We start from the raw sequence: 25,833 nt of genomic DNA, 5'->3' as shown, positions 1-25,833 counted from the left end.
AAAACCCATGAAGGAGACCGAAATGAACACCAGCGCCACCCCGACCACCCGGTTGTGCACGCACACGCTGACCAGCCTGCACTACGGCGACGCCGACCTGGTGCAGGACCTGATGGGCAAGAAGACGTTCACCGAGGTGATGCTGATGCAGATCCTCGGGCGCACGCCGCGCCCGGTGGACATGCGCATCACCGACGTGGTGCTGATCGTGCTGATGGAGCACGGCCTCACGCCCAGTGCCATCGCCACCCGGCTGGTCTACATGAGCGCGCCCGAAAACCTGCAGGGCGCGGTGAGCGCGGGCCTGCTGGCGGTGGGCAGCTCCTTCGTGGGCACGATGGAGAACTGTTCGCGCCTGCTCGACCGCATCCTGGCCGCGCCGGACCCCGAGGCCGAAGCGCTGGCCATCGCGCGCCAGCACCGCGCCGACAAGAAGGCCATGCCGGGCTTCGGCCACCATCTGCACAAGCCGGTGGACCCGCGCGCCTACAAGCTGCTGGAGCTGGCCGGCGCCGAACCGGAGCTGGCCGGGCGCCATCTGCGCGCGCTGCACATGCTGTCGGGCGCGGTGGACGCGGCCTGGGGCCGCCCGATCACGATCAACGCCACCGGCGCCGTCGCGGCGGTGCTGGGCGAGATCGGCGTGCCCACCGAGGTGATGCGCGGCTTTGCCGTCATCTCGCGCGCGGCGGGCCTGGTGGCGCACGTGGTGGAAGAGCAGCGCAGCCCATCGGGGCGCTTCATCTGGGACACGGTGGAGCATGCCATTCCCTACGTGGGCCAGGCCGGCAAGGCACAGGCATGAACAGCGGCACCGGACGCGAAGTCGCCCTTGTCACGGGCGCCAGCAGCGGCATCGGCCGCGCCATCCTGGAGCGCCTGGTCATGGACGGGCTGCACGTGGTCAACCTGGACATCGCCGCGCCCGCCGCGGCCAGCCCGCACGAGACCCATATCGCGGTCGACCTGCTGGACGAGGCGGCGCTGGGCCAGGCCCTGGCACAAGCCACGCAGGGCCGGGCCATCACGCGGCTGGTCAACAACGCGGGCATCGTGCGGCCGGCCGCGATCGATGCGGTTCGCCGCGCCGATCTGCAGGCCGTGATGGCGCTCAACGTGGCCGCCTCCATCGCCTGCGTGCAGGCCGTGGTGCCGGCCATGCGCGCGGCGCGCTTCGGGCGCATCGTCAACATCTCCAGCCGCGCGGCGCTGGGCAAGGGCGAACGCATCGCCTACTCGGCCAGCAAGGCGGCGCTGCACGGTCTCACGCGCACGCTGGCGCTGGAGCTGGCGGCCGACGGCATCACGGTCAACGCCGTCGGCCCCGGCCCCATCGCCACCGCGCTGTTCGAGCGCGTGAACCCGCCCGGCGCGCCCGCGACGCAGCGCATCCTGGACACGATTCCGGTGCGGCGCATGGGCCAGCCGCAGGAGGTCGCGCACCAGGTGGCCTCGCTGCTGGACGCGCGCGCGGGCTTCACCACGGGCCAGGTGCTCTACGTGTGCGGCGGCATGACCGTGGGGCTGGCGCCATGAGCGCCAACCCGCCCCCCGCGCTGCCCACCGACCTCACGGGCCGCGTGGTGTTCGTGGCCGGAGGTGGCTCGGCCGCGCCCGGCTGGAGCATCGGCCGCGCCGCCTGCGTGACCTACGCGCGCCAGGGCGCGCGCGTGTGCGTGGCCGACCGCGACGCCGCCTCGGCACAGGAGACCACGGCCCTGATCCGCGCCGAAGGCGGTCATGCGTACACCCTGGTGGGCGACGTGGCGATCGAGGCCGACGTGCAGCGCCTCTTTGCCGAGGCACGCGCGCATTTCGGGCCCATCGACGTGCTGCACCACAACGTCGGCATAGGCCAGACCGGTGGCCCGCTGGAGACCAGCGCCGACGACTTCGCGCGCATCCACGCGGCCAACGTGGGCAGCCTGCTGCTGTGCGTGCAGCAGGCGCTGCCGGACATGCTGGCGCGCCGGCGCGGCGCGGTCATCGCGATCTCCTCGGTGGCCGGGCTGCGCTATGTGGGCTACCCGCATCTGGCCTACAGCGTGACCAAGGCGGCGGTGGTGCAGTTCACACGCATGCTGGCGCAGCAGTACGCGGCGCAGGGCGTGCGCGCCAACACGGTGGTGCCCGGCCTGATAGACACGCCGCGCATCGCCGGCACGGTGGCCAAGATGTTCTCCGACAACCTGGAGGAGGCGCGCGCGGCGCGCGGCCGGCAGGTGCCCCTGGGCCGCATGGGCAGCGCCTGGGACGTGGCGCACGCCTGCGCCTTCCTGGCCTCGGATGCCGCCGCCTACGTGACCGGCACCGAACTGGTGGTGGACGGCGGGCTCACCGGCAAGTACACCTGACGCGCGCGCATCCAGCCCGCGCCTACCAGCGCGGCACCGGTTCGCCCTTGAGCTGCTCGCGCCGGTCAGCGTAGTCGGGCAGCACGTCTTCCACGTGCTGCCAAAAGCGCGGGCTGTGGTTCATCTCGCGCAGGTGCGCCAACTCGTGCACCACCACGTAGTCGATGACCGGCAGGCGAAAGTGGATCAGGCGCCAGTTCAGGCGGATCGAGCCGTCGGCGCTGGCGCTGCCCCAGCGGGTGTCGGCCGAAGACAGGCTGAGCTTTTTCCACTGCACGCCCAGCTGGGGCGCAAAGTGATCCAGCCGCTCGGTGAACAGGCGGCGCGCCTGGCGCATCAACCAGGCCTGCACGGTGTCGCGCAGTTGCTGGGCGGTAGCGGCCTGCGGCAGGCCGATGTGCAGCGCCATCGGGCTGGGCGCGACGCCTGCGCCTTCACCCGCAGGCTCTGACGGCACGAGCACGGCGCCGCCGCGGCCGTGGCGCTGGCGCGGGTCGAGCACCAGCACCACGGGCTCGCCCAGAAAAGGCAGCTGCGCCCCTTCGCGCCATTCGATGCGGGCCGATTCCAGGCGCGCATGGCGCTCGCGCGCTTCGCTCAGCTTGGTGACGATCCAGCGCTCTTTGGCGCGCAGCACGGCTTCGACCTCGGCCATGGGTGTCCAGCGCGGGGCGCTGACAGTGAGACCGTCGGCCCCCACCTGAAAGCCGATGGTGCGGCGCTGGCCACGCCGAAACTCATAGGCCACCTGCGCGTGCGCAAAGCGGATGCTCTGGTTGGCGCGCGGGTGCGCAAACTGCGCGGGCGCCACCGCGTCGGCCAAGGCAACGGGTGGCGCACTCGCTACGATTTGCGGAGCGCCTGGCGCCCTAACCACCTGCGCCAGCGGCGTTTCTGGCTTGGAATCTTCCGCTGCGCCAGCCTGCGGCGCGCGCACCCGCCGTGCGTCGTCGAACAGGTCCAGCAGCATTTGAAGCATGGCTTGCCCTGCCTTGGCCGCGTTACTCTGGCTTGGCCTTGGTGTACAGCTTGGCCTGGCCGCTGGGGTAGGCCTCTGGATCCAGGCGCACCATTTCGGCCTCGATCCATTCCTCTGCCTCGCGCATCAGCTCGGTGGGTTTGCGGCCCTTGCTGGGAATGGCCGGGCCGATGGAAATGTCGACGATGCCGGGCTTTTTGATGAAGGCCTTGCGCGGCCAGCATTTGGCCGAGGTGACGGCCACGGGAATGACGGGCGCGCCGCATTCGATGGCCAGGCGCGCGCCCCCGCTTTGGTAGCGGCCCTTTTCACCGCGCGGAATGCGCGTGCCCTCGGGGAACATGATCACCCACACGCCCTTGGCCAGCAGCTCGCGCCCTTGCTGCACCACACGCGTGAAGGCTTCGGTGCGGCGGCTGCGGTCGATGTGGATCATGTCCAGCCGGCCCATGGCCCAGCCGAAGAAAGGGATGTACAGCAGCTCTTTCTTGAAAACGAAGGCCAGCGGGTGCGGCATGATCGCCACCATGGTGAAGGTCTCCCACGTGGACTGGTGCTTGACGAGCAGCACCGCCGGGTCGCGCTCACCCTTGGGCAGGTTCTCGAACCCGGTCACGCGGTTGCGAATGCCCAAGATCAGCTGCCCCGAATTGACCGCGTGCCGCAGCCACCCAGAGCACAGCTTGTAGACCAGCTTCTGGCTGGCAAAGGGCGCGACGATGACCACCAGCAACGCCCAGGGGATGACCGTGATGATCATCCACAGCATGTGCAGCAGGGAACGAATGAAGTTCATAGATAAAAAGGGCGTTGGCGCAGACTGCTCAAGCGCCGGAAGCTATTGATTCAATAGCATTAAATTGGATCGGAAGCACCGCCTGCCTCGGCCGCCTGCGCGCGCGTGGCCGCGGCCAGTGCTTCCTGCTCGGCGATGAACGCGGTGGCGAAGGCGGCCAGGTCGGCGTGCACGCGGGTGGCGGCCGGGTAATCGGGCGGCAGGGGCGCATCCGCCTGCGGCGCGTGGCGCCCGGTCAGCACCAGGTGAGGCACGCAGCCTGCCGCGTGGGCGGCCTGCGCGTCGCTCAGGCTGTTGCCCACGGCGTGCACCTGCTTCAAATCGATCTTGTAGCGCTCGCCAATTTTGTGGAAAAGGCCGGGCGCGGGCTTGCGGCAGGTGCAGGCTTCTTCGGGCGCGTGCGGGCAAAAGAAAATCGCCTCCACCCGCCCGCCCACGGCCGCCAGCTGCTTGGCCATCTTGGTGTGGATGGCGTTCAGCGCCGCCGAATCGAACAGGCCACGGCCCAGGCCGGGCATGTTGGCGGCCACCACCACGTGGTAGCCCGCCTGGTTGAGGCGGGCGATCGCGTCCAGCGCGCCGGGCAGCGCTTCCCACTCGTCGGGCGTCTGGATGTAGCCTTCGCGCTCGACACACACGGTGCCGTCGCGGTCGACGATGACAAGTTTCATGGGCACGGATTATCCGCCCGGGGCACTTTCGCGCGCAGGGGCCACGCCCGCCGCCGCGCCAGCTGCTGCCGGCGCGCCCAGCGGCGCAACGCTGCCCCAGCGGCCCCACCAGCGCCCCACCTCGGGCTGCAGGCGCACCTGGCTCTTGAGCGGGTAGGCGGCGGGGCGCTGGCCCTCGGCCAGCACGTGCAGCGGTTCGGCCTCGCCGGGCACTTTCAGGTACAAATCGGCGCCACCCAGGTTGCGCTGGCTGGGCGCCACTTCGCGCACCAGCATCACTTCGGCCTGCTGCGGGACTTGCGGCTGGCGGCCGGTGCGGTTCAGGTGATTGAGCAGCAGCGCCGCGGCCACCACCAGCCAAAGCACCAGCCAGCCCCGCTGCACCCACGGCACCACGCGCGGCCAGCCGTGGCGACGAATGCTGGTGCGCAGGCCAAAGTACAGCGCGGCGATCAGGGCACCCAGCACGACGAGGGTGAACACGAAAGGCTTGGACGCCGCCCACACCGCCTCGCCCGGTGTGCTGACCTGCACGGCCGCGCCCAGCGCCTGCAGGCTGGCGGTGGCCTCGTCGGTGCGTTCGCGCAGGGCGGCGCGCAGCAGCAGTGCGCCGACCGGCGGCAGCACCGTCCACATCAAGGCCCGCCAAGGGATGGCGGGCGCGGGCGTGTTGGTCATGCGGCCAGGCGCGACAGGTCGGCCACGCGGTTCATGGCCTGGTGCAGCTGCTGCAACAGCGCCAGGCGGTTGGCCTTGAGCGCCGGGTCTTCGGCGTTGACCATCACGCCGTCGAAGAAGGCGTCGACCGGCGCGCGCAGCGCGGCCAGCGTTTTCAGCGAGCCGGTGTAGTCACCGGCAGCAAACTGCGCGTCGGCCTGCGGCACGGTCTGCTGCAGGGCGGTGTACAGCGCCTGCTCGGCCGGTTCTTGCAGCAAATCGGCGTTCACCGCGGCCTGCAGCGCGCCATCCGGCTCGGCTTTCTTGAGGATGTTGCCAATGCGTTTGTTGGCGGCGGCCAGGGCGGGGGCTTCGGGCAGCTCGGCGAAGGCGCGCACGGCTTTAAGCCGATGTGGCACCTCAACAAGACGCTGCGGCTGCATGGCAAGCACGGCATCCACATCCTGTGTGGAATAGCTTTGTTCACGCAAAAGACCGGCGAGCCGATCAAATGCAAACGCCTCAACTTTCGCAGGTGTCGCCGGATCAAGTTTGATCAGCGAGTGACCATATCCAACTGTTTGGATACCCGAAATACCGTCACGACGTTGCTGCTGCAACCCCTCTGCTACCACCGATTCAGCACGCTTGCTGTGATATGCCTCCTGCAGGGCTACGTCGTTAAAAATCTCATATACGTTAGTAATTAGCTCACGAAGACCTAGTGGCAAGCCCTTTTCCACGATGAGCCTTATAACCCCCAACGCATGGCGGCGTAGCGCAAACGGATCCTTGTCGCCCGTCGGCAGGTTGCCGATGCCGAACATGCCGACCAGCGTTTCCAGCTTGTCGGCCAGCGCCACCACGGTGCCTGTCTGGCCGCGCGGCAGATCGTCGCCGGCAAAACGCGGTTTGTAGTGGTCTTCGATGGCGAAGGCGATGTCTTCGCTCCATCCGTCGTGGCGGGCGTAGTAGCCGCCCATGATGCCCTGCAGCTCAGGGAATTCGCCCACCATGTCGGTCAGCAGATCGGCCTTGGCCAGCTTGGCCGCGTCGTCGGCGGACTTGGCCAGCACGTCGCCGCCCAACTGCTGGCCAATCGCGCGGGCGATGGCGCGCACGCGTTCGACGCGCTCGCCCTGCGTGCCCAGCTTGTTGTGGTACACGACCTTGGCCAGCCCGTCGACGCGGCTTTCCAGGGTTTTCTTGCGGTCTTGATCGAAGAAGAACTTGGCGTCGGCCAGGCGCGGGCGCACCACGCGTTCATTGCCTTCGATCACGGCGCTGGCGTCGGCGGGCGAGATGTTGCTGACCACCAGGAACTGGTGCGTCAGCTTGCCCGCGGCGTCCAGCAGCGGAAAGTACTTCTGGTTGGCCTTCATGGTCAGGATCAGGCATTCCTGCGGCACGTCCAGAAACGCCTTGTCGAAGGCGCAGGTCAGCACGTTGGGCCGCTCGACCAGGGCTGTCACCTCATCCAGCAACGCTTCATCTTTGATAGCCGCCAGCGCTGGCCCAGCCTGCGCTGCAGCCGCTTTTAGCTGAGATTCAATGGCGGCGCGCCGTTCATCAAAGCTGGCGATCACAGCGCCTTCGTCGCGCAGCGTGGCGGCGTAGGCGTCGGCGTTGGCCAGCTCGATCGGGGCGGCCTTGGCCTCGAAGCGGTGGCCGTGCGCGGCGCGCCCGGCCGTCAGGCCCAGCGCGGTGACGGGCACCACGTCGGCCCCGTGCAGCGCGACCAGCCCATGCGCGGGGCGCACGAACTGCACGCTGTCCCAGCCGGGCAGGGGCGTGTTCTGCTCAAGCTGGTAGGTCATCACCTTGGGGATGGGCAGCTTGGCGATGGCTTCGTGCAGGGCTTTTTGCAGGCCCGCCGCCAGGGTGGCGCCAGGCACCACCGTGTCGAGGAACAGGGCCTCGGCCTTGCCGTCTGGCGCGCGCTTGAGCTGCGGCACCACGCTGGCGTCAGCGCCCAGCGCCTGCAGCTTTTTCAGCAGCGCGGGCGTGGCGTTGCCCGCCGCGTCCAGCCCCACGGTGACGGGCATCAGCTTTTGCTGCACGGCCTTGTCGGCCGCCTTGGCCGCCACCTGCGTGACGTGCGCGGCCAGGCGGCGCGGGCTGGCGTAGGGCGTGACCACCGCATCGGCGGCCAGCAAGCCCTGGCTTTTCAGCTGCTCGGCCAGCTGGCTGGCGAACGCATCGCCCAGCTTTTTCAGCGCCTTGGGCGGCAGTTCTTCAACGAACAGTTCAACGAGAAGGTTTTGCGACGTATTCATGCTCATCGGCCTGCTCAAGCGGCCTTCTTCGGTTCAATCTGTGCAACCCATTCGCGCGGCGCCATGGGGAAACCCAGGCGTTCGCGGCTGTCGTAATAGCTTTGCGCCACGGCGCGCGCCAGGTTGCGGATGCGCCCGATGTAGGCGGCGCGTTCGGTCACGCTGATGGCGCCGCGCGCGTCCAGCAGGTTGAAGCTGTGCGCGGCCTTGAGCACCTGCTCGTACGCGGGCAGCGCCAGTTGCGCCTCCATCAGGTGCTTGGCCTGCTTTTCATGCGCGGCGAAGGCGGTGAACAAAAAGTCGGCGTCGCTGTGCTCGAAGTTGTAGGCGGACTGTTCCACCTCGTTTTGGTGGAACACGTCGCCATAGGTCAGCTGGCGGCCGTCGCCGTCGGTGGTCCAGACCAAGTCAAACATGCTTTCAACACCCTGCAAGTACATGGCCAGGCGCTCCAGCCCGTAGGTGATTTCGCCGGTGGCGGGCTTGCAGTCGATGCCGCCCACCTGCTGGAAGTAGGTGAATTGCGTCACTTCCATGCCGTTGAGCCAGACCTCCCAGCCCAGGCCCCAGGCGCCCAGCGTGGGGTTTTCCCAATCGTCTTCGACAAAACGGATGTCGTTCCTCTTCAGGTCAAACCCCAGCGCTTCCAGGCTGCCCAGGTACAGCTCCAGGATGTTGCTGGGCGCGGGCTTGAGCACCACCTGGAACTGGTAGTAATGCTGGCCGCGGTTGGGGTTCTCGCCATAGCGGCCGTCCTTGGGGCGACGGCTGGGCTGCACGTAGGCGGCCTTCCAGGGCTCAGGGCCGATCGCTCTTAAAAACGTAGCAGTATGCGACGTACCGGCGCCCACCTCCATGTCGTACGGCTGCAAAAGCGCGCAGCCCTGGGCGCCCCAGTATTGCTGGAGGGTGAGGATGATTTGTTGGAAGGTCAGCATGGATTCGGAAAGCGGCGCACACGGCCTGCGCCCACGCGCCTGCGGCGCGCGCAGCGAGCGGATTCAGGTGGCAAAAGCAGGAGTTTAATCAGCGCGCCCCCGGTTGCCACAGCGCCGTACTGGTTGGCATCGGTAAAAGGCCTGTGCCTAGGACGCAAAAAAGGCTGCCGAAGCAGCCTTGGTGCCGAGCGCGAACGCGTCAGGAACGCTTGCGACGACGGTTGGCAAACGCGGCGCCCAGCGCCAGCAGGCCACCCATGCCGACCAGCGCCCATGGCGCGTTGGCAGGCACCGCCACCGCCGGGGCAGCGCGGCAGTTGAAGGTCAAGCTTGCCTGCATGGCAAGGCCGTAGGGGTTCGCGTTGGGCGGCTCGTTGTTCACCAATGCCGTCAAGTAGTTGGTGCCCGAAGCCAGCGGCGTAGCGATGGGGCCGCCACTCGTTGCCGAAGGGCCATTGTGCGTGGCGGCGGGCAATACATTCAACGACGTCGAACCGAGCGACGCCGACAACATCGTGTTGTCCGCACGGTAGGAGAAGGACAGGGTGGCCGACGAAAGGTCGATGTTGGGATCGCTTGCGTCAATGCGAACGCGATAACCCCAGTCGCCCAAGGCACCGGTTGCGCCATCGCCAATCCAGGCGGCGCCAGGCACAGCCACCCAGTTGCCGTTGCTTGCCGCGGCCGCTGTGGTCCACGTGGCGCTACCGGGTTGTTGCGTTTCCCAGAGCCCACCGGCGGTCGACAGGTTGGCCGTCACGCCCGTGCTGGTAGGCGTGGGGCACGAAAGCGTCACCGCCTGCGCCATCGCAGCCGATGCCGACATCAGAACGAAAGCGGCGACTGCGGCGCCGCGACCCGCTTTGCTGCTCCACGCAAGCCTAGAAAATGATGACGATGTCATGTTCTTACCCTCCACTGGTTAAACGTGCTTCAACGCGGACGCGCGTGCGTCACGCAAAGGCATTATAGGAATGACCTGGAAGGCCGCCAGACGGGGATTACCACGAGTGCAGCCACTCACTTAAACCCACTTAATTACCCAGTGCGCATGCCGCGCATAGAACGGCTCCACACCCATCGGACACCCGCATCACGCCCCATCCCAACGGCGCAATACCAAGCAGGCGTTCGTGCCACCAAAGCCGAAGCTGTTGGACAGCACCTGCCGCAAGGGCGCGTCGCGCGTGGCGGTGACCAGGGGCAGATCGCCGACAGCGGCGTCGGGCACCTCCACGTTGGCCGAGCCGGCGATGAAGCCCTTTTGCAGCATCAGCAGGCAGTAGATGGCCTCTTGCACCCCCGTGGCGCCCAGCGAATGCCCTGTCAGCGACTTGGTGGACGAGAACGGCGGCACCTGACCCTCGCCAAACACGGTGCGCAGCGCATTCAACTCAGGCACGTCGCCCACCGGGGTGGAGGTGCCGTGGGTGTTGATGTAGTCGATGGGGCCGTCGAGCCCGTCCATCGCCTGGCGCATGCAGGCGACCGCGCCTTCGCCCGACGGAGCGACCATGTCCGCGCCGTCGCTGGTGGCGCCAAAGCCGACGACTTCGCCCAGGATGGTGGCGCCGCGCGCCTGCGCGTGCTCCAGCGATTCGAGCACCACCGCACCACCGCCACCCGCAATGACGAAGCCATCGCGGTCGGCATCGTAAGCCCGCGACGCCTTGGTGGGCTGATCGTTGCGCTTGCTGGACATCGCCCCCATGCCGTCAAACAGCAGCGCCATGCCCCAGCTGACCTCTTCGCCGCCGCCGGCGAACATCACGTCCTGCATGCCCCACGCGATCTGCTGCGCGGCCGACCCGATGCAGTGCGCCGAGGTGCTGCACGCCGAGGTGATGGAGTAGTTGATGCCCTTGATGTGAAAGTGCGTCGAAAGGCAAGCCGAAACCGTGCTGCTCATGCAGCGCGTGACCTGGTAGGGCCCCACGCGGCGAATGCCCTTGCTGCGCAGCGTGTCGGCCGCCTCGATCTGGTTGGCGGGCGATCCACCGCCCGAGCCCATGATCAAGCCCGTGCGCGGGCTGGACACCTGCTCGGGCGAAAGGCCGGCCTGGGCAATCGCGTCTTCCAGCGCGATGTGGGCGTAGGCCGCCGCGTCGCCCATGAAGCGCAGCTGCTTGCGGTCCAGCCGCGCTTCCAGGTCGATCTGCGGAATACCCGCGACCTGGCTGCGAAGGCCTTTTTCAGCGAAATCGGGCGCGGCGCTGATGCCGGAACGGCCAGCGCGCAAGGCGGCTTCGACCGTGGCCAGGTCGTTGCCAATACACGAGACGATGCCCGCGCCAGTGACGACGACGCGACGTTTCATGACGAAGCACTCTCCTGTGAGGCGACGGGTACCGCCGCGTTGGGTTCACGCAGAAACAGGCCCACGCGCAGGTCGTTGGCCACGTAGATTTCCTTGCCGTCGGCCAACAGGCGCGCATCGCCGATGGCCATGGTCAGCTTGCGCTTGATCACGCGCTTGATATCAATTTCGTATGTCACGCGTTTGACGTCGGGGCCCACCTCGCCGGTGAACTTGACCTCACCCGCACCCAGGGCACGACCGCGGCCAGGCAGGCGCAGCCAAGTCAGGTAAAAGCCGATCAGCTGCCACATGGCGTCCAGCCCCAGGCAGCCGGGCATGACGGGGTCGCCCTGGAAATGGCACTCAAAGAACCACAGGTCGGGCCGAACGTCCAGTTCGGCCACGATCCGGCCCAGGCCATGCGCGCCGCCAGCCGTGTCAATGTGGGTGATGCGATCGAACATCAGCATGGGGGGCAGCGGCAGGCGCCCGCTGTCGGGCCCAAAAAGCCGGCCCTCGCCGGAGGCGATCAATTGTTCGTAGGAAAAGGATTCAGCCATATTCAAGAAAAAGTGCCGATGTTGATTGGTTGGCCCACGGTCAAAGGCCGCAGGGCCGCGTAAACCAGCGGCCAGGGGCGGTCATCGGATGGTGCTGCAAAGCGTTGTGATCGGCAGATTTTCGGGGTACTTGGCCGCCATCTTCTTTGCGCTTTCATGGTAAGCGCTAGAAAGCTGACCATCGTTGTAAGAATTATGGAACAGCGGGATTCTAAGAATAGGAATGTGAATGGGCGCAGGTTTATGCGAACGCGCCTGCTGGCACAAGTCGGTCGCCCAAAGATGCCAACCCAAGCTTGAATCCAATTTCAAGGGACTGTCTCTATGGATCAGAATGGCAAACTCATCTAGAGAAGAAGCGTCCGATGAGGCAGGGAAATCCAGCAAATCCATCCGATCGACGCACAACCCGGATTTTTGACCGGTATCGCCCGAACCGATGCCCATGAACCCCACCACCGGTGTGATAGACGGGTCAATCTTACTTAACTCATGTAATAGTAGCTCTCCGCTGCCCTTCGGAAGGTAGACGTCTTGGTGGCAGTAAAGAATCCACTCCGTGTTTGACTTGGCGAGCCCTTTATTGAGTCCATCGGCCGCAGAAGTCGCGCCTTCAACGACGACAATCGGACTCTTCATCTCCAGTATGCCGGGCGACTGTTTGATGTTCGCACCAAACTGCCAGGGGTTGGTCGCTGGGACAACCACGGAAACCTTTGGGCCTTCGTTGGCTGACACCGAATCTGACAGCTCAGGACGCACAAGCGCAGGTTTGCAAGACACTATCATCTGATAGATCTGCAAATTCCTGGTCGCTATGGGGCCCGGAACACCCATTTTTGTCGCGGCATCGCCAATGGCCTGCGCCACTGGAAGATACGAAACACCGGCCATGTAGGTGTCAACAATCGACGGCAGCCACCCAGCGTCGAGCAATACCTTTTGAATCGAACTGGGCGTAAAAAATCTGAGATGGGTCTTGTCGAGCAAGCCGGAGGGCTCATACGTAAGATCACCACATATCAGCTTCTCGATGACCGAAATGTGTCCCATATTGGGGACACACGTAACCAATCGCGCCCCGGTCGACACCAGTTTTCGCAGATTGCGAAGGGTGAATTCTGGATCTATCAGATGCTCCAGGACATCTCCGCAAACCACGAGATCGAACGGCTCATCAAAATCCTCTGCCTTGATGGAATTAACGTCCCCGCAGATCACCTTGTCGAGCATCTGTGCCGCACGCTCGGCTATCTCTGGCACCATTTCCACGCCGCACCAATACGCTTTCGGATTGGCCTGCTTGTACGCGGCACCCAATCTCCCACCAGCGCAGCCAATCTCAAGGACTCTCCTCGCGTTTGGCAACGCCTTGTAAAGCTTCTCGTTCAGACCTTCGTAGTAATTCATTGCAGTTATTCTCGTTCTAGCTTTTCCCCGGAAAACAAAGGAAGCGCAGCGAAATGGCGCAAACGATCAGGCCGCAAATGGCCCAAAGTGGCCAGAGTCCAGCATAGCTGGCCCAGTGAGCAAACGGAGTGACATGGGTGCGCCCTAGGACTTCCCCCCGAAGTACCCCTCTCGTCAAACGGGGAAGCAAGCGCGTGACCTGTCCTTTGTGGTCGATGATAGCCGTCGCACCGGTATTGGTCGCCCGCAGCATGGGCCGCTCGAACTCCAGCGCGCGCATGCGGCTGATCAGCAAATGCTGGTCAATGGCCACCGAATCGCCGAACCAGCCAATGTTGCTGACGTTGACGAAGGCAGTCGGCGCCGTGGCCGGATCGACAAAGCGCGCCGCCAGTTCTTCGCCAAACAAATCTTCGTAGCAGATGTTCGGCGCCAGGCGCTGGCCTTGCCATGCGAACGAAGGCTGACCGACGGCGCCGCGGGCAAAGTCGCCCAGCGGGATGTTCATCATCTCGGTGAACCAGCGAAAGAACGGCGGGATGAATTCGCCAAAAGGCACGAGATGGTGCTTGTCGTAGCGGTACGGCGCGCCCTGCCCCGGCGCCAGTCCGATGACGGAATTGGTGTAGCCCGTCTCCAGGTCGCCCAGCGGGATGCCTAACAACGCCGCCTGACCGGGCCGCTGGTAGCGCTGCACCAGCGCGTCCCAATACCCGTCGGGCAACTGACGTGGCAGCAGTGGCACCGCTGTCTCAGGGCCGACGATCAAGGTGGCGGTGTTGTCCTGCAGCTGCTCGCCGTACCAGCGCAGCGAATCGACGATGCCGCGCCCTGGCACGAATTTTTCGTCCTGCGGGATGTTGCCCTGCATCAGCGCCACATCCATGACCAGGGAAGCCGGACGATCTGCCCCTGCGTCGGCGTCGATTGCCGTCACACGCCCTGCCCAAAGACCTGCGCTCACCAGCAGCGCCACCGTCACACCAACCCAGGTGCGCGCGCTGCGCCACGGAATATGGTTGGCCAGGGCCAGCAGCGCGGCCACGGCCGCAGCCACCAACCCCAGCCCATAGACGCCCACATAGCGCGGCAAGAAGGCCAGAACGCCGTCCACGTGCGCGTAGCCGCCCGCGCCCCATGGAAAGCCGGTGAACCAGCTGCCGCGCGCCAGCTCGGCCAAAGTCCACAGGGCCGCGAACAGCAAGGCCAGGGCAAAGGGCCGCTGCCGCGCGCCGTCACGCAACGCGAATGCGGCAAAAGCGGCGCTCGCTGCCGCGTAGTAGATCGACAGAAAGCCCGCCAGCGCCAGCACGGCGGCCAGGGTCAGCACCGCATTCAGGCCGCCATAGACGTGCATGGAGATGAACAGCCACCAGAAGGTGCCCGTCAGCCAGCCCAAGCCGAACAACCAACCCAGCAGCGCCGCACGCCAGACTGCGCGGCGCGCGGATTTGCCCATCGCGTCGTGGGCGTCGGTAGGCGACGCGGTGCGCAGCACCAGCCACACGAGCGCGGCCAGGCTGAGCACCTGCAACCAGCCGTGCGCGCCCCCGGTGAATGGGTCGGCAATGGCCAGGGACTGCACCCAGCCGGCCAGCAAGGCGGCGGCGGGCAAAGCCACGCGGCGAGCGAGGGCCTGCATGGCGGAAGGCGCGATCAGCTCTGCGCGTCCAGCGGCAGGCGCGAGACCTTGAACCAGCGCACCGCGCCGCCCTTGGTGTGCAGCGTGAGAAACTCCAGCCCGCCGACATGGTGCCGCTCGCCGCGCTTGGGCACGTGGCCCATGCGGTGGGCGATCAGGCCGCCGATGGTGTCGAAATCCACCTCCAGGTCGCCGTCCGGCTCGGGGTCCAGCTCAACGCCAAACTGCTCTTCAACGCGCTCGATCGGCGTGTCGCCGGCCACGCGCCAGGTGTCGTCGGCCAGCGCGAAGATGTCGCCGTCGTCACCTTCGATGTCGAACTCGTCCTCGATCTCGCCAACGATCTGCTCAAGCACGTCCTCGATGGTGATCAGGCCGGCCGTGCGGCCGAACTCATCCACCACGATGGCCAAATGGTTGCGGTTGACGCGGAAGGCGCGCAGCAGCTCGTTCAGGCCCTTGCTTTCCGGCACGAAATACGCCGGGCGCACCAGCGTGCGCACGTTCAGTTCCGGCGCGCGCTGCAGCTTCAGCAAATCTTTGGCCATCAAGATGCCAATGATGTTCTCGCGCTCGCCCTGGTACACCGGAAAGCGCGAATGCGCGGTGTTGATGACGTGGTGCAGGAGCTCGTCGTAAGGCGAGTCGATGTCCAGCAGGTCCATGCGCGGGGCCGCCACCATCGCATCGCCGGCGCTCATGTCGGCCAGGCGCAGCACGCCCTCCAGCATGATCCGGCTCTCGGCGTCGATGAGCTCTTTGTCCTCGGCCTCGGCCAGGGTTTCGATCAGCTCATCGGTCGAGTCGGGGCCCGGCTTGATGAATTCGACCAGTTTTTGAAACAGGGTGCGCTTATCTTCGCGCTCGGCGGCGCGCTCTGAAGCGCGCGCAGGGTGGGGGTCAGCCACGGTGGGGGTGCAGAACTGCGGTAGTGGTCAAGGCGACAAGGATAGCGGAACTGTGCGACAGCCCGTGCGGCAGCGGGCCGGATGCCGATGTTTTTGCCCTGCGCGCCTGATAGCAAACGCGGCAAATGCCTTCAGTGCGCCCCACCTGGACGGGCACGCGGGCGCAGCGCATCCGGCGCATCGGCGGGCTCAGCTGCCGGGCCGGTGCGGGTTGTCGCGCACGGCTTCGCGCACTTCGCGCGCGGTGGCGACCAGGCTGCGCAGGTGGCGGCCTTCGCTCTTGAGCCAGTAGTCGACCTGCCCGACCTGGCCGGCCACCAGCTGGCTCACGCGCGACTTGAAGGTCGCCTCGGGCAGTTGAAGGTGCGCTTCGCTTTCGCTGCCCGAGCGCTCGACCACCGCCCCGGCGTTGCGGGCGATCTTCAGCATGGCCTTGTTCTCCGACAAGGCATGGATGTACAGCGTCTTCACGTCGTCGTTCACGGCGTGGATGGCGGCGCGGTCAAACAGGCGCGATCCATAGCCGCGCCCGCGCGCATGGTGCGACACCGACACGCCAAACTCGGCAAAGGCGGCCACGCCCAGGTCGGTGGGGTAGGCCACGTGGGCCATGGCGATCAGCTCGAGCTTGCGGTTGAAGATGCCAAACACCTGGTCGCGCTTGAAATCCAGCTTGTCGACGTAGTTCTGGATCTGCCGGTCGTTCGCCGAGTAGCCGAAGCGCAAATAGCGGTCGTGCTCGTTCAGGTCGAGCAAATGCCGCGCGATCTGCTCACGGTAGCGCTCGCCGATCTCCCGGATGGGGACGATCGCCGAATGCCGGGCGGCGGCAGCGGGCGCAGGCAGTGGGCTGACTTGCCCGCTGTCCGACGGACGTGGGGTCGTGCGGTTTTCCATAGCTCTATTTTTGGGCTCAGATCCTAGAGTCAAAAGTCCAATCGCGAACAATTGGTGCAGTGCAGCAAAGAATATCGGACTTATGTCGCGCCGGCGGATCCCGGCGTTGCCAGCAGGGTCATAGCGCGAACGCCGAATTACTATCTATTTAATAGCTGCCAGCGCTCTACCCACCTGCGCCAGACCCGCTTTTTACCCCAAAATCGGCATCGCCGTGGTCGCCTTGACGCGGTCCATCACGAAGCTGGTCTTGCAATCCTGCACGGCGGGGTGGCGCAGCAGGGTGTCCATCATGAAGCGTGAGTACGCGCTCATGTCGTGAAGCACCAGGCGCAGCAAGAAATCCATCTCGCCTGTCAGCGCCGTGCATTCCACCACCTCGGGCCAGGCCTGCACGCTGGCGCGAAACTCGTCCATCGGGTTGCGCTTGTTGCCTTCGGCGCGCTTTTCCAGGCGCACGTTCACGTAGGCGATCAGCCCCAGACCAAGGCTTTCGGGCTTGACCAGCGCCACATAGCGGTCGATCACGCCCGCATCTTCCAGCTTTTTGATGCGCCGCAGCACCGCGCTGGCCGACAGGCCGATCTGCTCGCCCAAGGCCTCGCAGGTGGCGCGGCCGTCGTCCTGCAACCGGCGCAGGATGGCGCGGTCGATGCGGTCGAGTGCGCCGGCGTCTTCCATGGCGCAATTTTACGGCGCCGATCGGTCTAGCCAAGCGGGTTTTCGCCATCGCACAGCCACTCACGCAGGATTTGCGCGGGCAGCCCCGATTTGACTCACGTTTTCTGCGCCAACCGCCATAGACAGCCCTCGCAACGCCAAAAAGCGCGGCCGGGCGCACCCTAGAGTCAGGCACTTGACCCGATCCATCTGCGCACCGACAGGAGACACCCCATGACCACCGACCCGAACGCCAGCACCGCCACCGCCCAGGCGGGCACCACCTGGGACAACCCCATGGGCACGGACGGCTTTGAGTTCATCGAATACGCCGCACCCGACCCGAAGGCCATGGGCGAGCTGTTCCAGCGCATGGGCTTCACCGCCGTGGCCAAGCACCGCCACAAAGACGTGACGCTGTACCGCCAGGGCGAGATCAACTTCATCATCAACGCCGAGCCCGACAGCTTTGCCCAGCGCTTTGCGCGCCTGCACGGGCCCAGCATCTGCGCCATCGCGTTTCGCGTGCAGGACGCCAAGGCCGCGCATGAGCGCGCCCTGTCGCTGGGCGCGTGGGGCTACGCGGGCCAGGCCGGCCCGGGCGAGCTGAACATTCCGGCCATCAAGGGCATTGGCGACTCGATCATCTACTTGATCGACCGCTGGCGCGGCAAGAATGGCGCGCAGCCGGGCGACATCGGCAACATCGGCTTCTACGACGTGGACTTCGAGCCGCTGCCCGGCATCACCGGCGCCGCCGCCGTGAACCCCGAAGGCTTCGGCATGACGGTGATCGACCACCTGACGCACAACGTGCACAAGGGCCGCATGGCCGAATGGGCGGGCTTTTATGAGCGCCTGTTCAACTTCCGCGAGGTGCGCTACTTCGACATCGAAGGCCAGGCCACGGGCGTGAAAAGCAAGGCCATGACCAGCCCGTGCGGCAAGATCCGCATTCCGATCAACGAGGAAGGCAACGACCAGAAGGGCCAGATCCAGGAATACCTGGACCGCTACCAAGGCGAAGGCGTGCAGCACATCGCACTGGCCAGCACCAACCTGTACGACACGGTGGACGCGCTGCAGATGGCGGGCGTGAAGCTGCTGAACACCAGCGAGACCTACTACGAGCTGCTGCCCAAGCGCATTCCCGCGCTGAAAGAGCCGATTGGCGAGCTGCAGTCGCGCAACATCCTGGTGGACGGCGCCGAGAACGAGCTGCTGCTGCAGATCTTCAGCGAGAACCAGCTGGGCCCGATCTTCTTTGAGTTCATCCAGCGCAAAGGCAACGAAGGCTTTGGCGAAGGCAACTTCAAGGCCTTGTTCGAGACGATGGAGCTCGATCAGATGCGCCGCGGGGTGTTGAAGGACACCACGGCGGGCTGAGGCAGTGGATGGAGGCAGCGCGCAGGCGGCAGCGCCGGTGGCTGCGCTGCATGGCTGGCACGCGGCGCGGGGCTTGGCATTTGCCAATCAAATCAGCCTCTGGCGCCCGCGCCACCAGCGCTGGCAGCTATCACTTTAGAAGCATATTGGGGCGCCTAGCCTATCGGCGCGGCGGATTGCGCTTCGGTCTTGCGCTTCACCCTGGCGTTTGGCCCCAGGCTTGCCGCATCCGCTCGGCATAGGCGTTCAGCACGTCCGGCCCTGGCTCCTGGCGCGGCCAGGTGAAGCTGATGCCGTCGCCTTCATAGCGCGGCACCACGTGCAGGTGAAAGTGGCCCACGGTCTGCCCGCCCAGCGCGCCGTTGGCTTGCAGCAGCGTCAGCCCAGGCGGGTCGAACGCCGCGCGAACGGCCACGGCCACGCGCTGGGCCGTGGCCATCACGGCACCGGCCTCTTCGGGCGACAGCTCGTACAGCGTGGGCGCGTGGCGTTTGCTGGCCACCAGCACATGGCCGGGTGTGACCTGGCCCAGGTCCATGAAGGCGATGGTCTGCGCGTCCTCAAACACGCGCGCCGCAGGGATTTCGCCCGCAATCAACCGGCAGAAGATGCATTGGCCGGGCGGCGAGGTGTCGACGAACATGGGCATGGTGGCCATCCTCCTTGGCAATGATCAGGGGCGTTGCCGGTGGGCTGCGCCAGGGCGCCGGGTGACGTGCGCCCGTGTGCCACAAGGCGTGCCTGCACGCGCAACGGCTTCGCGGCGCGCTTCGTGGCCGCCGGGGCGGCATCGCCCCAGGCGTACTCAGCCGCCCAAGGGGCGCTGCCGGGCTTGGTCCAGGTCGGCGCGGGCGCGGTCCAGCTTCTGTTGCGCCTTGTCGATCTTTTTCTGCTTGTTCGTGGACTGGGCCTTGGCCAGTTCGGCTTCGCGCTCTGCCACTTTCTTTTGCGCCTTTTCCACGCGCTGGGCGTGTTCCTGCGCCAGCCCTTCGTCGGTGCAATGGCGCTGGTTGGCCTCTAGCGCCTTTTGCAGGCCAGCCACTTCGCGCGCGTTGCCGCGCGCCTGGGCCGCGGCGATGTTCGATTCGATCTCGGCCTGCTTGGCCGCGCACGCGGGGCCCGGCTGGCCAGCGGCCAACGCGCAAGTCACGCCCAGCGCCAGCGGCGCAACGATCAAGCAACGGGTGATTTTTTTCAACATGTAAACCTTTGAAGTGGTGCGGCGGGTGCCATTCCCCTGCCCGGCCCCACGCAACATGGGCCAGACGGACATCCGCCAGTGTCACCGCCGATCATAGGCCCGCACAAAAAGGGTGCGCAGATGGCCACCCGTTGACGACCCGCGCGGGCCACTCAAGCCAAAGCCGCGCCACTACGGCTTTCGCCCCGGCAACCCAAACGCCAGCGCCCCCAGTGCGCCCTGCACCAGCTGGTACAGCCCGTAGATCACCCCCACGCCCACCGCTGCAGCCGCAGGCACGCCAAACGGCGCCAGGGCCGCCACGGCGGCGGCTTCGCGTGTGCCCCAGCCGCCCACGCTGGCGGGCAGCGCCGCCATCAGAAAGATGGGGGCGATGGCGAAGGCCCAGGCCGCCCAGCCGATGTGCACGCCCAGCGCCAGCCCGCCCGCAGCCAGCGCCGCAGCAGACAGCACCTGCACGGCGGCCGAGGCGGTGGCTTGTTGCAGCAGCTGGGCGAGGAAGTCCGGGCGCTCCACGGCGCCGCGCAGCGGTGCCAGCACGGCGGCAACGCGATGCAGCCAGCCCGCGCCGCCAGCGGAAGGTTCGCCCCGCCCGGCCCGCAACAACCAGGGCAGCGCCAGCGGCAGCAGCAACCAAGCCGTCGTGCCTGCCAGCATCAGCGCAACGAAGGCACCCGTGGGCAGGCGCAGCACCGGCGCCAGTTGCGGCGCGCAGGCGGCGGCGCCCAGGCCACCGATGGCGCACAGCATCCACAGGCCGCTGACACGGTCGAGCACCACCGACCAGCTGGAGGCCAGCGTGTCTTGCCCCGCTCGCTTGAGCACGACGGCGCGGTACAAGTCGCCGCCCAGCACGGCGCCGGGCAGCAGGGCGTTCAGGCCAATGGCTTGAAAGTACCAGCGGCTGGCGTCGCGCACCCCCATGTCGGCGCCCAGCCAGCGCGCCAGCGCGCGCCAGCGCAGGGCCGAGACGATGTTGGATGCGATGGCCGCTGCCAGCCCGGCCAGCAGCCAGCCGGGCTGCGCCTGGCGCAGCTGGCCGAGCACGCGCGCCGGGTCGGCCAGCCACAGCACGGCGCCCAGCAGCGCCAGCCCGAGCAGGCCGCGCCACAAGGCCTTGCGGGCGCGCTTCACACTATGATTTCAGTAGCTGCCGGCGCTGGTGGGTGCTGCGCTGGAGGCCGATTTGGCTCAAAATCTTCAGCCGCGTATTCCTGCGAATGAAACTGCGGCGTGCCGCTGGATTCGTAGTACACGCGGGTCAGCATTTCGCCGATCAGGCCGGCCACGACCAGCTGCACGCCCATCAGCACCAGCATGACGCCCACCAGCAGCAGCGGGCGCCCGCCGATGTCGTGCCCCGTCAGCTTGACCAGCAAGAGCCACATCAAAATCAGCCCGCCGGGCGTCATCAGCCACAGGCCCAGGCCGCCAAAGGCGTGCAGCGGGCGCTGGCGGTAGCGCATGAAGAAGACGATCAGGATCAGGTCAAGAATGACGCGGAAGGTGCGGTCGATGCCGTACTTCGACACGCCCGCCGTGCGCGCGTGGTGGCGCACCGGCACTTCGGTGATGCGCGCGCCCGCATCCTTGGCCAGCGAGGGGATGAAACGGTGCAGCTCGCCATACAGGCGGATGCGGTCGATGATGGGGCGGCGGTAGGCTTTCAACGCGCAGCCGTAGTCGTGCAGGTGCACGCCGGTGGCGCTGGAGATCAGCCGGTTGGCGATGCGCGAGGGCAGCTTGCGCGACAGTTCGGCGTCTTGCCGGTCTTTGCGCCAACCGCTGACCATGTCCACGTCGGGGTCGGTCTCTAGCCGGTTGAGCAGCAGCGGGATGTCGTCGGGCTCGTTTTGCAGGTCGGCGTCCAGCGTGACGACGTAGCGGCCGCGCACGCGGTCAAACCCGGCCTGCAGCGCGCTGGACTGGCCATAGTTGCGCGCCAGGAACACCGGGCGCAGCCAGGGCGTGGCGGCGGCCAGCTCGCGCAGCTTGGCGCGGCTGCCGTCGGTGGAGCCATCGTCCACGGCCAGCAGCTCGAAGCTAAACGGCTGCCCGTGCATGGCCGCACCAATGCGCCGCACCAGCTCGGGCAGGTTGTCGACTTCGTTGTAGATGGGCACCACGATGGAGACATCGGGCGCCGGGGTGCGGTCAGCGTTCATGAAAGGGGCGCGCGCCTGGCGGGATAATGCGGCGATTGTGCCTTGCACGGTTTGCCGGACCCCAGCGCGCCCTTTGCGCGCGCCCCGCCGGCGGTTTCGGTTTTTTCCACCCGCATGAATTCAGCCAACGCGCTGCCCGCGCCTTCGCTTCGCTCCCCCGTGGCCCATCCGTTGGTGTGGTTGCTGGCCCTGTGCCTGGCGCACGTCGTGGCGCGCGTGGCCGTTTCGCCCGCCCTGAAGTGGGACGAGGCCGAGCAGATCCTGTGGACCCAACACCTGGCCTGGGGCTACGGCGCGCAGCCGCCGCTGTACACCTGGCTGCAGTGGGGCATGAACCAGGTTTTTGGCCCCAGCGTGCTGTCGCTGTCGCTGCTCAAGCACGGGCTGCTGGCGCTGACCTATGCGCTGATGTACTTGGCCGGGCGCGAGCTGCTGGGCCCGCGCGGCGCGTGGTGGGCGTCGGCCAGCATGCTGCTGCTGCCCGCGCTGGGCTGGTATTCGGTGCGCGACCAGACGCACACCATCCTGGTCACCGCCATGACGGGCGGCGCGTGGTGGCTGCTGTTTCGCATCGTGCGGCGCCCCCGCCCGCAGGATTTCGCCTGGCTGGGCCTGGTCTGCGCCTGCGGCGTGCTGGCCAAATACAGCTATGTGATGGTGATCGGCGCGATGCTGCTGGCCGCGCTGTCGGTGGCCGAATCGCGCCGCGCCTTGCTGTCGCGCGGCTGGTGGCTGGCGCCGCTGGTGGGCGCGCTGGTGGTGGCGCCGCATGCGCTGTGGCTGCTTCACCACCTGCACGAAGCCACCGCCGGCACGCTGAGCAAGATGCAGATTCAGCCCGAGCGCGGGCTGGTCAAAGGCCTGATCGCGCTGGTGGACGGGCTGGCGGGCATGTTCGCGTTGTTTGCACTGGTGGCGCTGTGGGCGTTTCGCCGGTCCTGGTGGAAAAAACCCGCGGCGCCCGCCGTACCCTGGGCGCAGCGCGTGCTGTGGCGCTACCTGGCGCTGACGCTGCTGGCCCTGCTGGGCATGGTGGTGGTGGCCGGGGTGACCAGCTTCAAGGGCCGCTGGCTGCTGCCCCTGCTGTGCGTGGTGCCTCTGGCGGCGTTTGCGGCGCGGCCCGAGCTGCAGCAGCACCCGCGCGCCGGGCGCTACACCGGCGCCATTGTGGCAATCGCCCTGGTACTGCTGCTGGCCGCCGGCGTGCGGCCTTGGTTCAGCGGCGCGCGCGGCGACACGGACGAGCTGAACCACGATGCGCGCGCCCTGGCTGGCCAGCTGATGGACAAGGGCTACGACCGCCGCAGCCCCATCATCGCGGCCGACCACATGCTGGGCGGCATGCTGCGCACGCGGTTTCCGCAGGCCGAGGTGTACGCCTGCAACGCCGACGAGCAGGACGTGGCGCGCTGCGTGGCCAGGCTCACCGCCCGCGCGCAGGCCGGCGGCGAGGGCTGGCTGCTGATCTCCCGCGCCGACCGGCTGGAGCCGCACTGGTGGAGCACCGTGTTGGCCGCCATCGGCCCCCAGAACCAGCAGGTGATCGAGCTGCCCTTCCACATGGTGCGCGCCGGCACCCCGCCCGCGCACTATGACTATGTGTGGCACCCCGCCGCCCGCCAACCATGAGCACCATCCTCGTCACCGGCTGCGCCGGCTTCATCGGCATGCACTGCACCGAACGCCTGCTGGCGCGCGGCGACACGGTGGTGGGCGTCGACAACCTGAACGCGTACTACGACCCAGCGCTCAAGCACGCGCGGCTGGCGCGGGTGGCAAACCACCCTCGTTTTCGCTTTGAAAAGCTCGACGTGGCCGACCGCACCGCGCTGCACATGCTGTTCGATCAGGTGCGGCCCACTCGCGTACTGCATCTGGCCGCGCAGGCGGGCGTGCGCTACTCCATCGACCAGCCCGACGACTACACCGACGCCAACCTGCTGGGCTTCGGCAACGTGCTGCAGGGCTGCCGCAAGGCGAAAGTGCAGCACCTGGTTTTCGCCAGCAGCTCCAGCGTGTACGGCGGCAACGCCAAGCTGCCCTACAGCGAACGCGACGCGGTGGACCACCCCGTGAGCTACTACGCCGCCACCAAGAAAGCCAACGAGGTGATGGCGCACAGCTACGCCCACCTGTACGGCATGCCCACCACCGGCCTGCGCTTCTTCACCGTGTACGGGCCCTGGGGCCGGCCCGACATGGCGCTGTTCAAGTTCACCCGCGCCATGCTGGCGGGCGAGGCGATCGACGTGTATGGCAATGGCCAGCTGGTGCGCGACTTCACCTACATCGACGACATCGTGGAAGGCGTGCTGCGCGTGCTGGACAAGCCCGCCACACCCGACCCGACCTACGACCCGCTGGCGCCCAACCCCGGCACCAGCAGCGCGCCCTACCGCATCTTCAACATTGGTAACAGCGCGCCCACGGTGCTGATGGACTACATCGCTGCCATCGAGGCGGCGCTGGGCACCACGGCCCTCAAGAACATGCTGCCCATTCAGTCGGGCGACATGCACAGCACCGCCGCCGACACCTCGGCCCTGGCCGCCTGGGTGGGTTTTTCGCCCAGCACGCCGGTTAGCGAAGGCGTGGCGCGCTTCGTCCATTGGTACCGCGAGTTCTATCAAGCATGAAAGTCACCGTCTTCGGCACCGGCTACGTCGGTCTGGTTCAAGGGGCCGTTCTGGCCGATGTGGGGCACGACGTGGTGTGCGTCGATATCGACGCCGCGAAAGTGGCGGCGCTGCAGGCTGGGCGGATTCCCATCCACGAGCCCGGCCTGACGCCGCTGGTGCAGGCCAACCACGCGGCCGGGCGCCTGCACTTCACCACCGACGCGGCGGCGGGCGTGGCGCACGGCGACCTGATCTTTCTGGCCGTCGGCACGCCGCCCGACGAAGACGGCAGCGCCGACCTCAAGCACGTGCTGGCCGTGGCGCGCACCATCGCCGCCCACATGGCGGCGCCCAAGACCATCGTCAACAAATCCACCGTGCCCGTGGGCACCGCCGACAAGGTGGCCGCCGAGGTGCGCCAGGCGCTGGCCCAGCGCGGCGCCGACATCGCTTTTGAAGTGGTGTCCAACCCCGAATTCCTGAAAGAAGGCGCCGCCGTGGCCGACTGCATGCGGCCCGACCGCATCGTCATCGGCACCAGCAGCCCCACCGCCGAACGCCAGCTGCGCGAGCTGTACGCCCCCTTCAACCGCAACCACGACAAGATCGTGCTGATGGACGTGAAGAGCGCCGAGCTGACCAAGTACGCCGCCAACGCCATGCTGGCCACCAAGATCAGCTTCATCAACGAAATCGCCGGCCTGGCCGAACGCCTGGGCGCCGACATCGAGGCGGTGCGCCGCGGCATCGGCAGCGACCCGCGCATCGGCTACCACTTCATCTACCCCGGTGCGGGCTATGGCGGCAGCTGCTTCCCCAAAGACGTCAAGGCGCTGATCCACACGGCGCGCAGCGTCGGCTTCACACCCGAGGTGCTGGAAGCCGTAGAGCGCCGCAACGACGCCCAGCGCGAGGTGCTGGCCGAACGCGTGCTGGCGCACTACGGCCCTGACCTGCGCGGCAAGACCATCGCCGTCTGGGGCCTGGCCTTCAAGCCCGAAACCGACGACATGCGCGAAGCGCCCAGCCGCAACCTGCTGGCCGCGCTGTGGGCCGCCGGCGCCCAGGTGCGCGCGCACGACCCGGTGGCCATGCCGGAGGCCCGCCGCATCTTCGGCGAGCGCGCCGACCTGACCTTGTGCGATTCACCCATGGCCGCGCTGGAAGGCGCCGACGCCCTGGCCATCGTGACCGAGTGGAAGCAGTTCCGCGTGCCCGACTTCAACCGCATCGCCCAGGCCCTGCGCGACCGCATCGTGTTCGACGGCCGCAACCTGTACGACCCGGCGGTGGTGGCGCGGCACGGGCTGGCGTATGAGTCGATTGGGCGGCCAGCGCGCGGCTGAAGCCAGCCGCAGTTGGAACAAAGCCAGCTCGCCTTCCCCGCGCCGCCGCAAACGCACCGCCTCAAGCTGC

Annotated in this window: 25 protein-coding genes; 7 read left to right on the top strand and 18 right to left on the bottom strand. The window is 67.0% G+C overall.

Going from position 1 to position 25,833, the window contains the following annotated elements; all coding sequences use genetic code 11:
- Positions 1-22 precede the first annotated feature (22 nt).
- The 3 genes from C6570_RS04260 to C6570_RS04250 are packed head-to-tail and all read left to right on the top strand — an operon-like array spanning position 23 to position 2,354.
- Positions 23-805, top strand: coding sequence for a citryl-CoA lyase (locus C6570_RS04260; protein ID WP_106704513.1), 783 nt, complete (start codon positions 23-25; stop codon positions 803-805).
- Positions 802-1,536, top strand: coding sequence for an SDR family oxidoreductase (locus C6570_RS04255; protein ID WP_106702114.1), 735 nt, complete (start codon positions 802-804; stop codon positions 1,534-1,536). The genes C6570_RS04260 and C6570_RS04255 overlap by 4 nt, the downstream gene beginning before the upstream one ends.
- Positions 1,533-2,354, top strand: a complete 822-nt coding sequence (locus tag C6570_RS04250) for an SDR family NAD(P)-dependent oxidoreductase (protein ID WP_106702113.1) — start codon at positions 1,533-1,535, stop codon at positions 2,352-2,354. The genes C6570_RS04255 and C6570_RS04250 overlap by 4 nt, the downstream gene beginning before the upstream one ends.
- A gap of 22 nt (positions 2,355-2,376) precedes the next feature.
- On the opposite strand, the gene C6570_RS04245 is transcribed toward C6570_RS04250, so the two are convergent.
- The 14 genes from C6570_RS04245 to C6570_RS04180 all read right to left on the bottom strand — a co-directional run bounded on the left by C6570_RS04245 (position 2,377) and on the right by C6570_RS04180 (position 17,068).
- Positions 2,377-3,333 (bottom strand): M48 family metallopeptidase, encoded by a 957-nt coding sequence (locus C6570_RS04245; RefSeq protein WP_106702112.1) that lies wholly within the window; start codon positions 3,331-3,333, stop codon positions 2,377-2,379.
- Between the two features lie 22 nt (positions 3,334-3,355).
- A complete protein-coding gene (locus C6570_RS04240) occupies positions 3,356-4,129 on the bottom strand; it encodes a lysophospholipid acyltransferase family protein (RefSeq protein ID WP_106702111.1) in 774 nt (257 codons plus the stop codon).
- A gap of 59 nt (positions 4,130-4,188) precedes the next feature.
- Complete coding sequence (gene gmhB, locus C6570_RS04235) at positions 4,189-4,800, bottom strand: D-glycero-beta-D-manno-heptose 1,7-bisphosphate 7-phosphatase (RefSeq protein ID WP_106702110.1); 612 nt, start codon at positions 4,798-4,800, stop codon at positions 4,189-4,191.
- A 9-nt stretch (positions 4,801-4,809) separates the two neighbouring features.
- On the bottom strand, positions 4,810-5,478 hold the full coding sequence (locus C6570_RS04230; RefSeq protein WP_106702109.1) for a hypothetical protein: 669 nt from the start codon (positions 5,476-5,478) through the stop codon (positions 4,810-4,812).
- Positions 5,475-7,733, bottom strand: a complete 2,259-nt coding sequence (gene glyS, locus C6570_RS04225; RefSeq protein WP_106704512.1) for a glycine--tRNA ligase subunit beta — start codon at positions 7,731-7,733, stop codon at positions 5,475-5,477. The genes C6570_RS04230 and glyS overlap by 4 nt, the downstream gene beginning before the upstream one ends.
- Positions 7,734-7,747: 14 nt before the next feature.
- A complete protein-coding gene (glyQ, locus tag C6570_RS04220) occupies positions 7,748-8,671 on the bottom strand; it encodes a glycine--tRNA ligase subunit alpha (protein ID WP_106702108.1) in 924 nt (307 codons plus the stop codon).
- A gap of 199 nt (positions 8,672-8,870) precedes the next feature.
- Positions 8,871-9,575 carry a hypothetical protein gene (locus tag C6570_RS04215; RefSeq protein ID WP_123812205.1) on the bottom strand — a complete coding sequence of 235 codons (705 nt, stop codon included), beginning with the start codon at positions 9,573-9,575 and terminating at the stop codon, positions 8,871-8,873.
- A gap of 189 nt (positions 9,576-9,764) precedes the next feature.
- On the bottom strand, positions 9,765-10,988 hold the full coding sequence (fabB, locus tag C6570_RS04210) for a beta-ketoacyl-ACP synthase I (protein WP_106702106.1): 1,224 nt from the start codon (positions 10,986-10,988) through the stop codon (positions 9,765-9,767).
- Entirely contained in the window at positions 10,985-11,530 is a 546-nt protein-coding gene (gene fabA, locus C6570_RS04205) for a 3-hydroxyacyl-[acyl-carrier-protein] dehydratase FabA (protein WP_106702105.1), read from the bottom strand. The genes fabB and fabA overlap by 4 nt, the downstream gene beginning before the upstream one ends.
- 81 nt (positions 11,531-11,611) lie before the next feature.
- A complete protein-coding gene (locus C6570_RS04200) occupies positions 11,612-12,940 on the bottom strand; it encodes a class I SAM-dependent methyltransferase (RefSeq protein ID WP_106702104.1) in 1,329 nt (442 codons plus the stop codon).
- 16 nt (positions 12,941-12,956) lie between these two features.
- The gene (lnt, locus tag C6570_RS04195) at positions 12,957-14,582 is read right to left on the bottom strand and encodes an apolipoprotein N-acyltransferase (RefSeq protein WP_106702103.1); all 1,626 of its coding nucleotides are present in this window, start codon (positions 14,580-14,582) and stop codon (positions 12,957-12,959) included.
- 14 nt (positions 14,583-14,596) lie between these two features.
- Positions 14,597-15,490 (bottom strand): CorC family transporter, encoded by an 894-nt coding sequence (locus tag C6570_RS04190; protein ID WP_106702102.1) that lies wholly within the window; start codon positions 15,488-15,490, stop codon positions 14,597-14,599.
- A 189-nt stretch (positions 15,491-15,679) separates the two neighbouring features.
- Positions 15,680-16,387, bottom strand: a complete 708-nt coding sequence (locus C6570_RS04185; RefSeq protein ID WP_123812204.1) for a GNAT family N-acetyltransferase — start codon at positions 16,385-16,387, stop codon at positions 15,680-15,682.
- Between the two features lie 192 nt (positions 16,388-16,579).
- A complete protein-coding gene (locus tag C6570_RS04180) occupies positions 16,580-17,068 on the bottom strand; it encodes an Lrp/AsnC family transcriptional regulator (RefSeq protein ID WP_106702101.1) in 489 nt (162 codons plus the stop codon).
- A 213-nt stretch (positions 17,069-17,281) separates the two neighbouring features.
- Here C6570_RS04180 and hppD point away from each other — a divergent pair, with 213 nt between their 5' ends.
- Positions 17,282-18,433: a 4-hydroxyphenylpyruvate dioxygenase gene (gene hppD, locus C6570_RS04175; RefSeq protein WP_106702100.1), complete on the top strand. Its 1,152-nt coding sequence runs from the start codon at positions 17,282-17,284 to the stop codon at positions 18,431-18,433.
- Between the two features lie 196 nt (positions 18,434-18,629).
- On the opposite strand, the gene C6570_RS04170 is transcribed toward hppD, so the two are convergent.
- The 4 genes from C6570_RS04170 to C6570_RS04155 form a co-directional block, all read right to left on the bottom strand.
- Positions 18,630-19,082, bottom strand: a complete 453-nt coding sequence (locus C6570_RS04170; RefSeq protein ID WP_106704510.1) for an HIT family protein — start codon at positions 19,080-19,082, stop codon at positions 18,630-18,632.
- Positions 19,083-19,238: 156 nt separating this feature from the next.
- Complete coding sequence (locus C6570_RS04165) at positions 19,239-19,634, bottom strand: DUF1090 domain-containing protein (RefSeq protein WP_164675488.1); 396 nt, start codon at positions 19,632-19,634, stop codon at positions 19,239-19,241.
- A 171-nt stretch (positions 19,635-19,805) separates the two neighbouring features.
- Positions 19,806-20,768 (bottom strand): lysylphosphatidylglycerol synthase transmembrane domain-containing protein, encoded by a 963-nt coding sequence (locus tag C6570_RS04160; RefSeq protein ID WP_106702098.1) that lies wholly within the window; start codon positions 20,766-20,768, stop codon positions 19,806-19,808.
- Positions 20,765-21,799 carry a glycosyltransferase family 2 protein gene (locus C6570_RS04155; RefSeq protein WP_106702097.1) on the bottom strand — a complete coding sequence of 345 codons (1,035 nt, stop codon included), beginning with the start codon at positions 21,797-21,799 and terminating at the stop codon, positions 20,765-20,767. The genes C6570_RS04160 and C6570_RS04155 overlap by 4 nt, the downstream gene beginning before the upstream one ends.
- A 114-nt stretch (positions 21,800-21,913) precedes the next feature.
- On the opposite strand from C6570_RS04155, the gene C6570_RS04150 reads away from it, so the two are divergent.
- The 3 genes from C6570_RS04150 to C6570_RS04140 are packed head-to-tail and all read left to right on the top strand — an operon-like array spanning position 21,914 to position 25,763.
- Complete coding sequence (locus C6570_RS04150) at positions 21,914-23,428, top strand: ArnT family glycosyltransferase (protein ID WP_106704509.1); 1,515 nt, start codon at positions 21,914-21,916, stop codon at positions 23,426-23,428.
- Positions 23,425-24,435 (top strand): NAD-dependent epimerase, encoded by a 1,011-nt coding sequence (locus tag C6570_RS04145; RefSeq protein ID WP_106702096.1) that lies wholly within the window; start codon positions 23,425-23,427, stop codon positions 24,433-24,435. The genes C6570_RS04150 and C6570_RS04145 overlap by 4 nt, the downstream gene beginning before the upstream one ends.
- The gene (locus tag C6570_RS04140) at positions 24,432-25,763 is read left to right on the top strand and encodes a UDP-glucose dehydrogenase family protein (RefSeq protein ID WP_106702095.1); all 1,332 of its coding nucleotides are present in this window, start codon (positions 24,432-24,434) and stop codon (positions 25,761-25,763) included. The genes C6570_RS04145 and C6570_RS04140 overlap by 4 nt, the downstream gene beginning before the upstream one ends.
- Positions 25,764-25,833: the final 70 nt, after the last annotated feature.

This window comes from Ottowia oryzae, assembly GCF_003008535.1.
Taxonomy (GTDB): Bacteria; Pseudomonadota; Gammaproteobacteria; order Burkholderiales; family Burkholderiaceae_C; genus Ottowia; species Ottowia oryzae.
Note: the sequence above shows the minus strand (reverse complement) of the source record. Positions and strands in the feature narration are given on the sequence as shown.

What these genes read in the sequence shown, in the direction of transcription:
- C6570_RS04260 (WP_106704513.1), top strand. Translation starts at nt 23, where the DNA reads ATGAACACCAGCGCCACCCCGACCACCCGGTTGTGCACGCACACGCTG.
- C6570_RS04255 (WP_106702114.1), top strand. Translation starts at nt 802, where the DNA reads ATGAACAGCGGCACCGGACGCGAAGTCGCCCTTGTCACGGGCGCCAGC.
- C6570_RS04250 (WP_106702113.1), top strand. Translation starts at nt 1,533, where the DNA reads ATGAGCGCCAACCCGCCCCCCGCGCTGCCCACCGACCTCACGGGCCGC.
- C6570_RS04245 (WP_106702112.1), bottom strand. Translation starts at nt 3,333, where the DNA reads ATGCTTCAAATGCTGCTGGACCTGTTCGACGACGCACGGCGGGTGCGC.
- C6570_RS04240 (WP_106702111.1), bottom strand. Translation starts at nt 4,129, where the DNA reads ATGAACTTCATTCGTTCCCTGCTGCACATGCTGTGGATGATCATCACG.
- gmhB (WP_106702110.1), bottom strand. Translation starts at nt 4,800, where the DNA reads ATGAAACTTGTCATCGTCGACCGCGACGGCACCGTGTGTGTCGAGCGC.
- C6570_RS04230 (WP_106702109.1), bottom strand. Translation starts at nt 5,478, where the DNA reads ATGACCAACACGCCCGCGCCCGCCATCCCTTGGCGGGCCTTGATGTGG.
- glyS (WP_106704512.1), bottom strand. Translation starts at nt 7,733, where the DNA reads ATGAATACGTCGCAAAACCTTCTCGTTGAACTGTTCGTTGAAGAACTG.
- glyQ (WP_106702108.1), bottom strand. Translation starts at nt 8,671, where the DNA reads ATGCTGACCTTCCAACAAATCATCCTCACCCTCCAGCAATACTGGGGC.
- C6570_RS04215 (WP_123812205.1), bottom strand. Translation starts at nt 9,575, where the DNA reads ATGACATCGTCATCATTTTCTAGGCTTGCGTGGAGCAGCAAAGCGGGT.
- fabB (WP_106702106.1), bottom strand. Translation starts at nt 10,988, where the DNA reads ATGAAACGTCGCGTCGTCGTCACTGGCGCGGGCATCGTCTCGTGTATT.
- fabA (WP_106702105.1), bottom strand. Translation starts at nt 11,530, where the DNA reads ATGGCTGAATCCTTTTCCTACGAACAATTGATCGCCTCCGGCGAGGGC.
- C6570_RS04200 (WP_106702104.1), bottom strand. Translation starts at nt 12,940, where the DNA reads ATGAATTACTACGAAGGTCTGAACGAGAAGCTTTACAAGGCGTTGCCA.
- lnt (WP_106702103.1), bottom strand. Translation starts at nt 14,582, where the DNA reads ATGCAGGCCCTCGCTCGCCGCGTGGCTTTGCCCGCCGCCGCCTTGCTG.
- C6570_RS04185 (WP_123812204.1), bottom strand. Translation starts at nt 16,387, where the DNA reads ATGGAAAACCGCACGACCCCACGTCCGTCGGACAGCGGGCAAGTCAGC.
- C6570_RS04180 (WP_106702101.1), bottom strand. Translation starts at nt 17,068, where the DNA reads ATGGAAGACGCCGGCGCACTCGACCGCATCGACCGCGCCATCCTGCGC.
- hppD (WP_106702100.1), top strand. Translation starts at nt 17,282, where the DNA reads ATGACCACCGACCCGAACGCCAGCACCGCCACCGCCCAGGCGGGCACC.
- C6570_RS04170 (WP_106704510.1), bottom strand. Translation starts at nt 19,082, where the DNA reads ATGCCCATGTTCGTCGACACCTCGCCGCCCGGCCAATGCATCTTCTGC.
- C6570_RS04165 (WP_164675488.1), bottom strand. Translation starts at nt 19,634, where the DNA reads ATGTTGAAAAAAATCACCCGTTGCTTGATCGTTGCGCCGCTGGCGCTG.
- C6570_RS04155 (WP_106702097.1), bottom strand. Translation starts at nt 21,799, where the DNA reads ATGAACGCTGACCGCACCCCGGCGCCCGATGTCTCCATCGTGGTGCCC.
- C6570_RS04150 (WP_106704509.1), top strand. Translation starts at nt 21,914, where the DNA reads ATGAATTCAGCCAACGCGCTGCCCGCGCCTTCGCTTCGCTCCCCCGTG.
- C6570_RS04145 (WP_106702096.1), top strand. Translation starts at nt 23,425, where the DNA reads ATGAGCACCATCCTCGTCACCGGCTGCGCCGGCTTCATCGGCATGCAC.
- C6570_RS04140 (WP_106702095.1), top strand. Translation starts at nt 24,432, where the DNA reads ATGAAAGTCACCGTCTTCGGCACCGGCTACGTCGGTCTGGTTCAAGGG.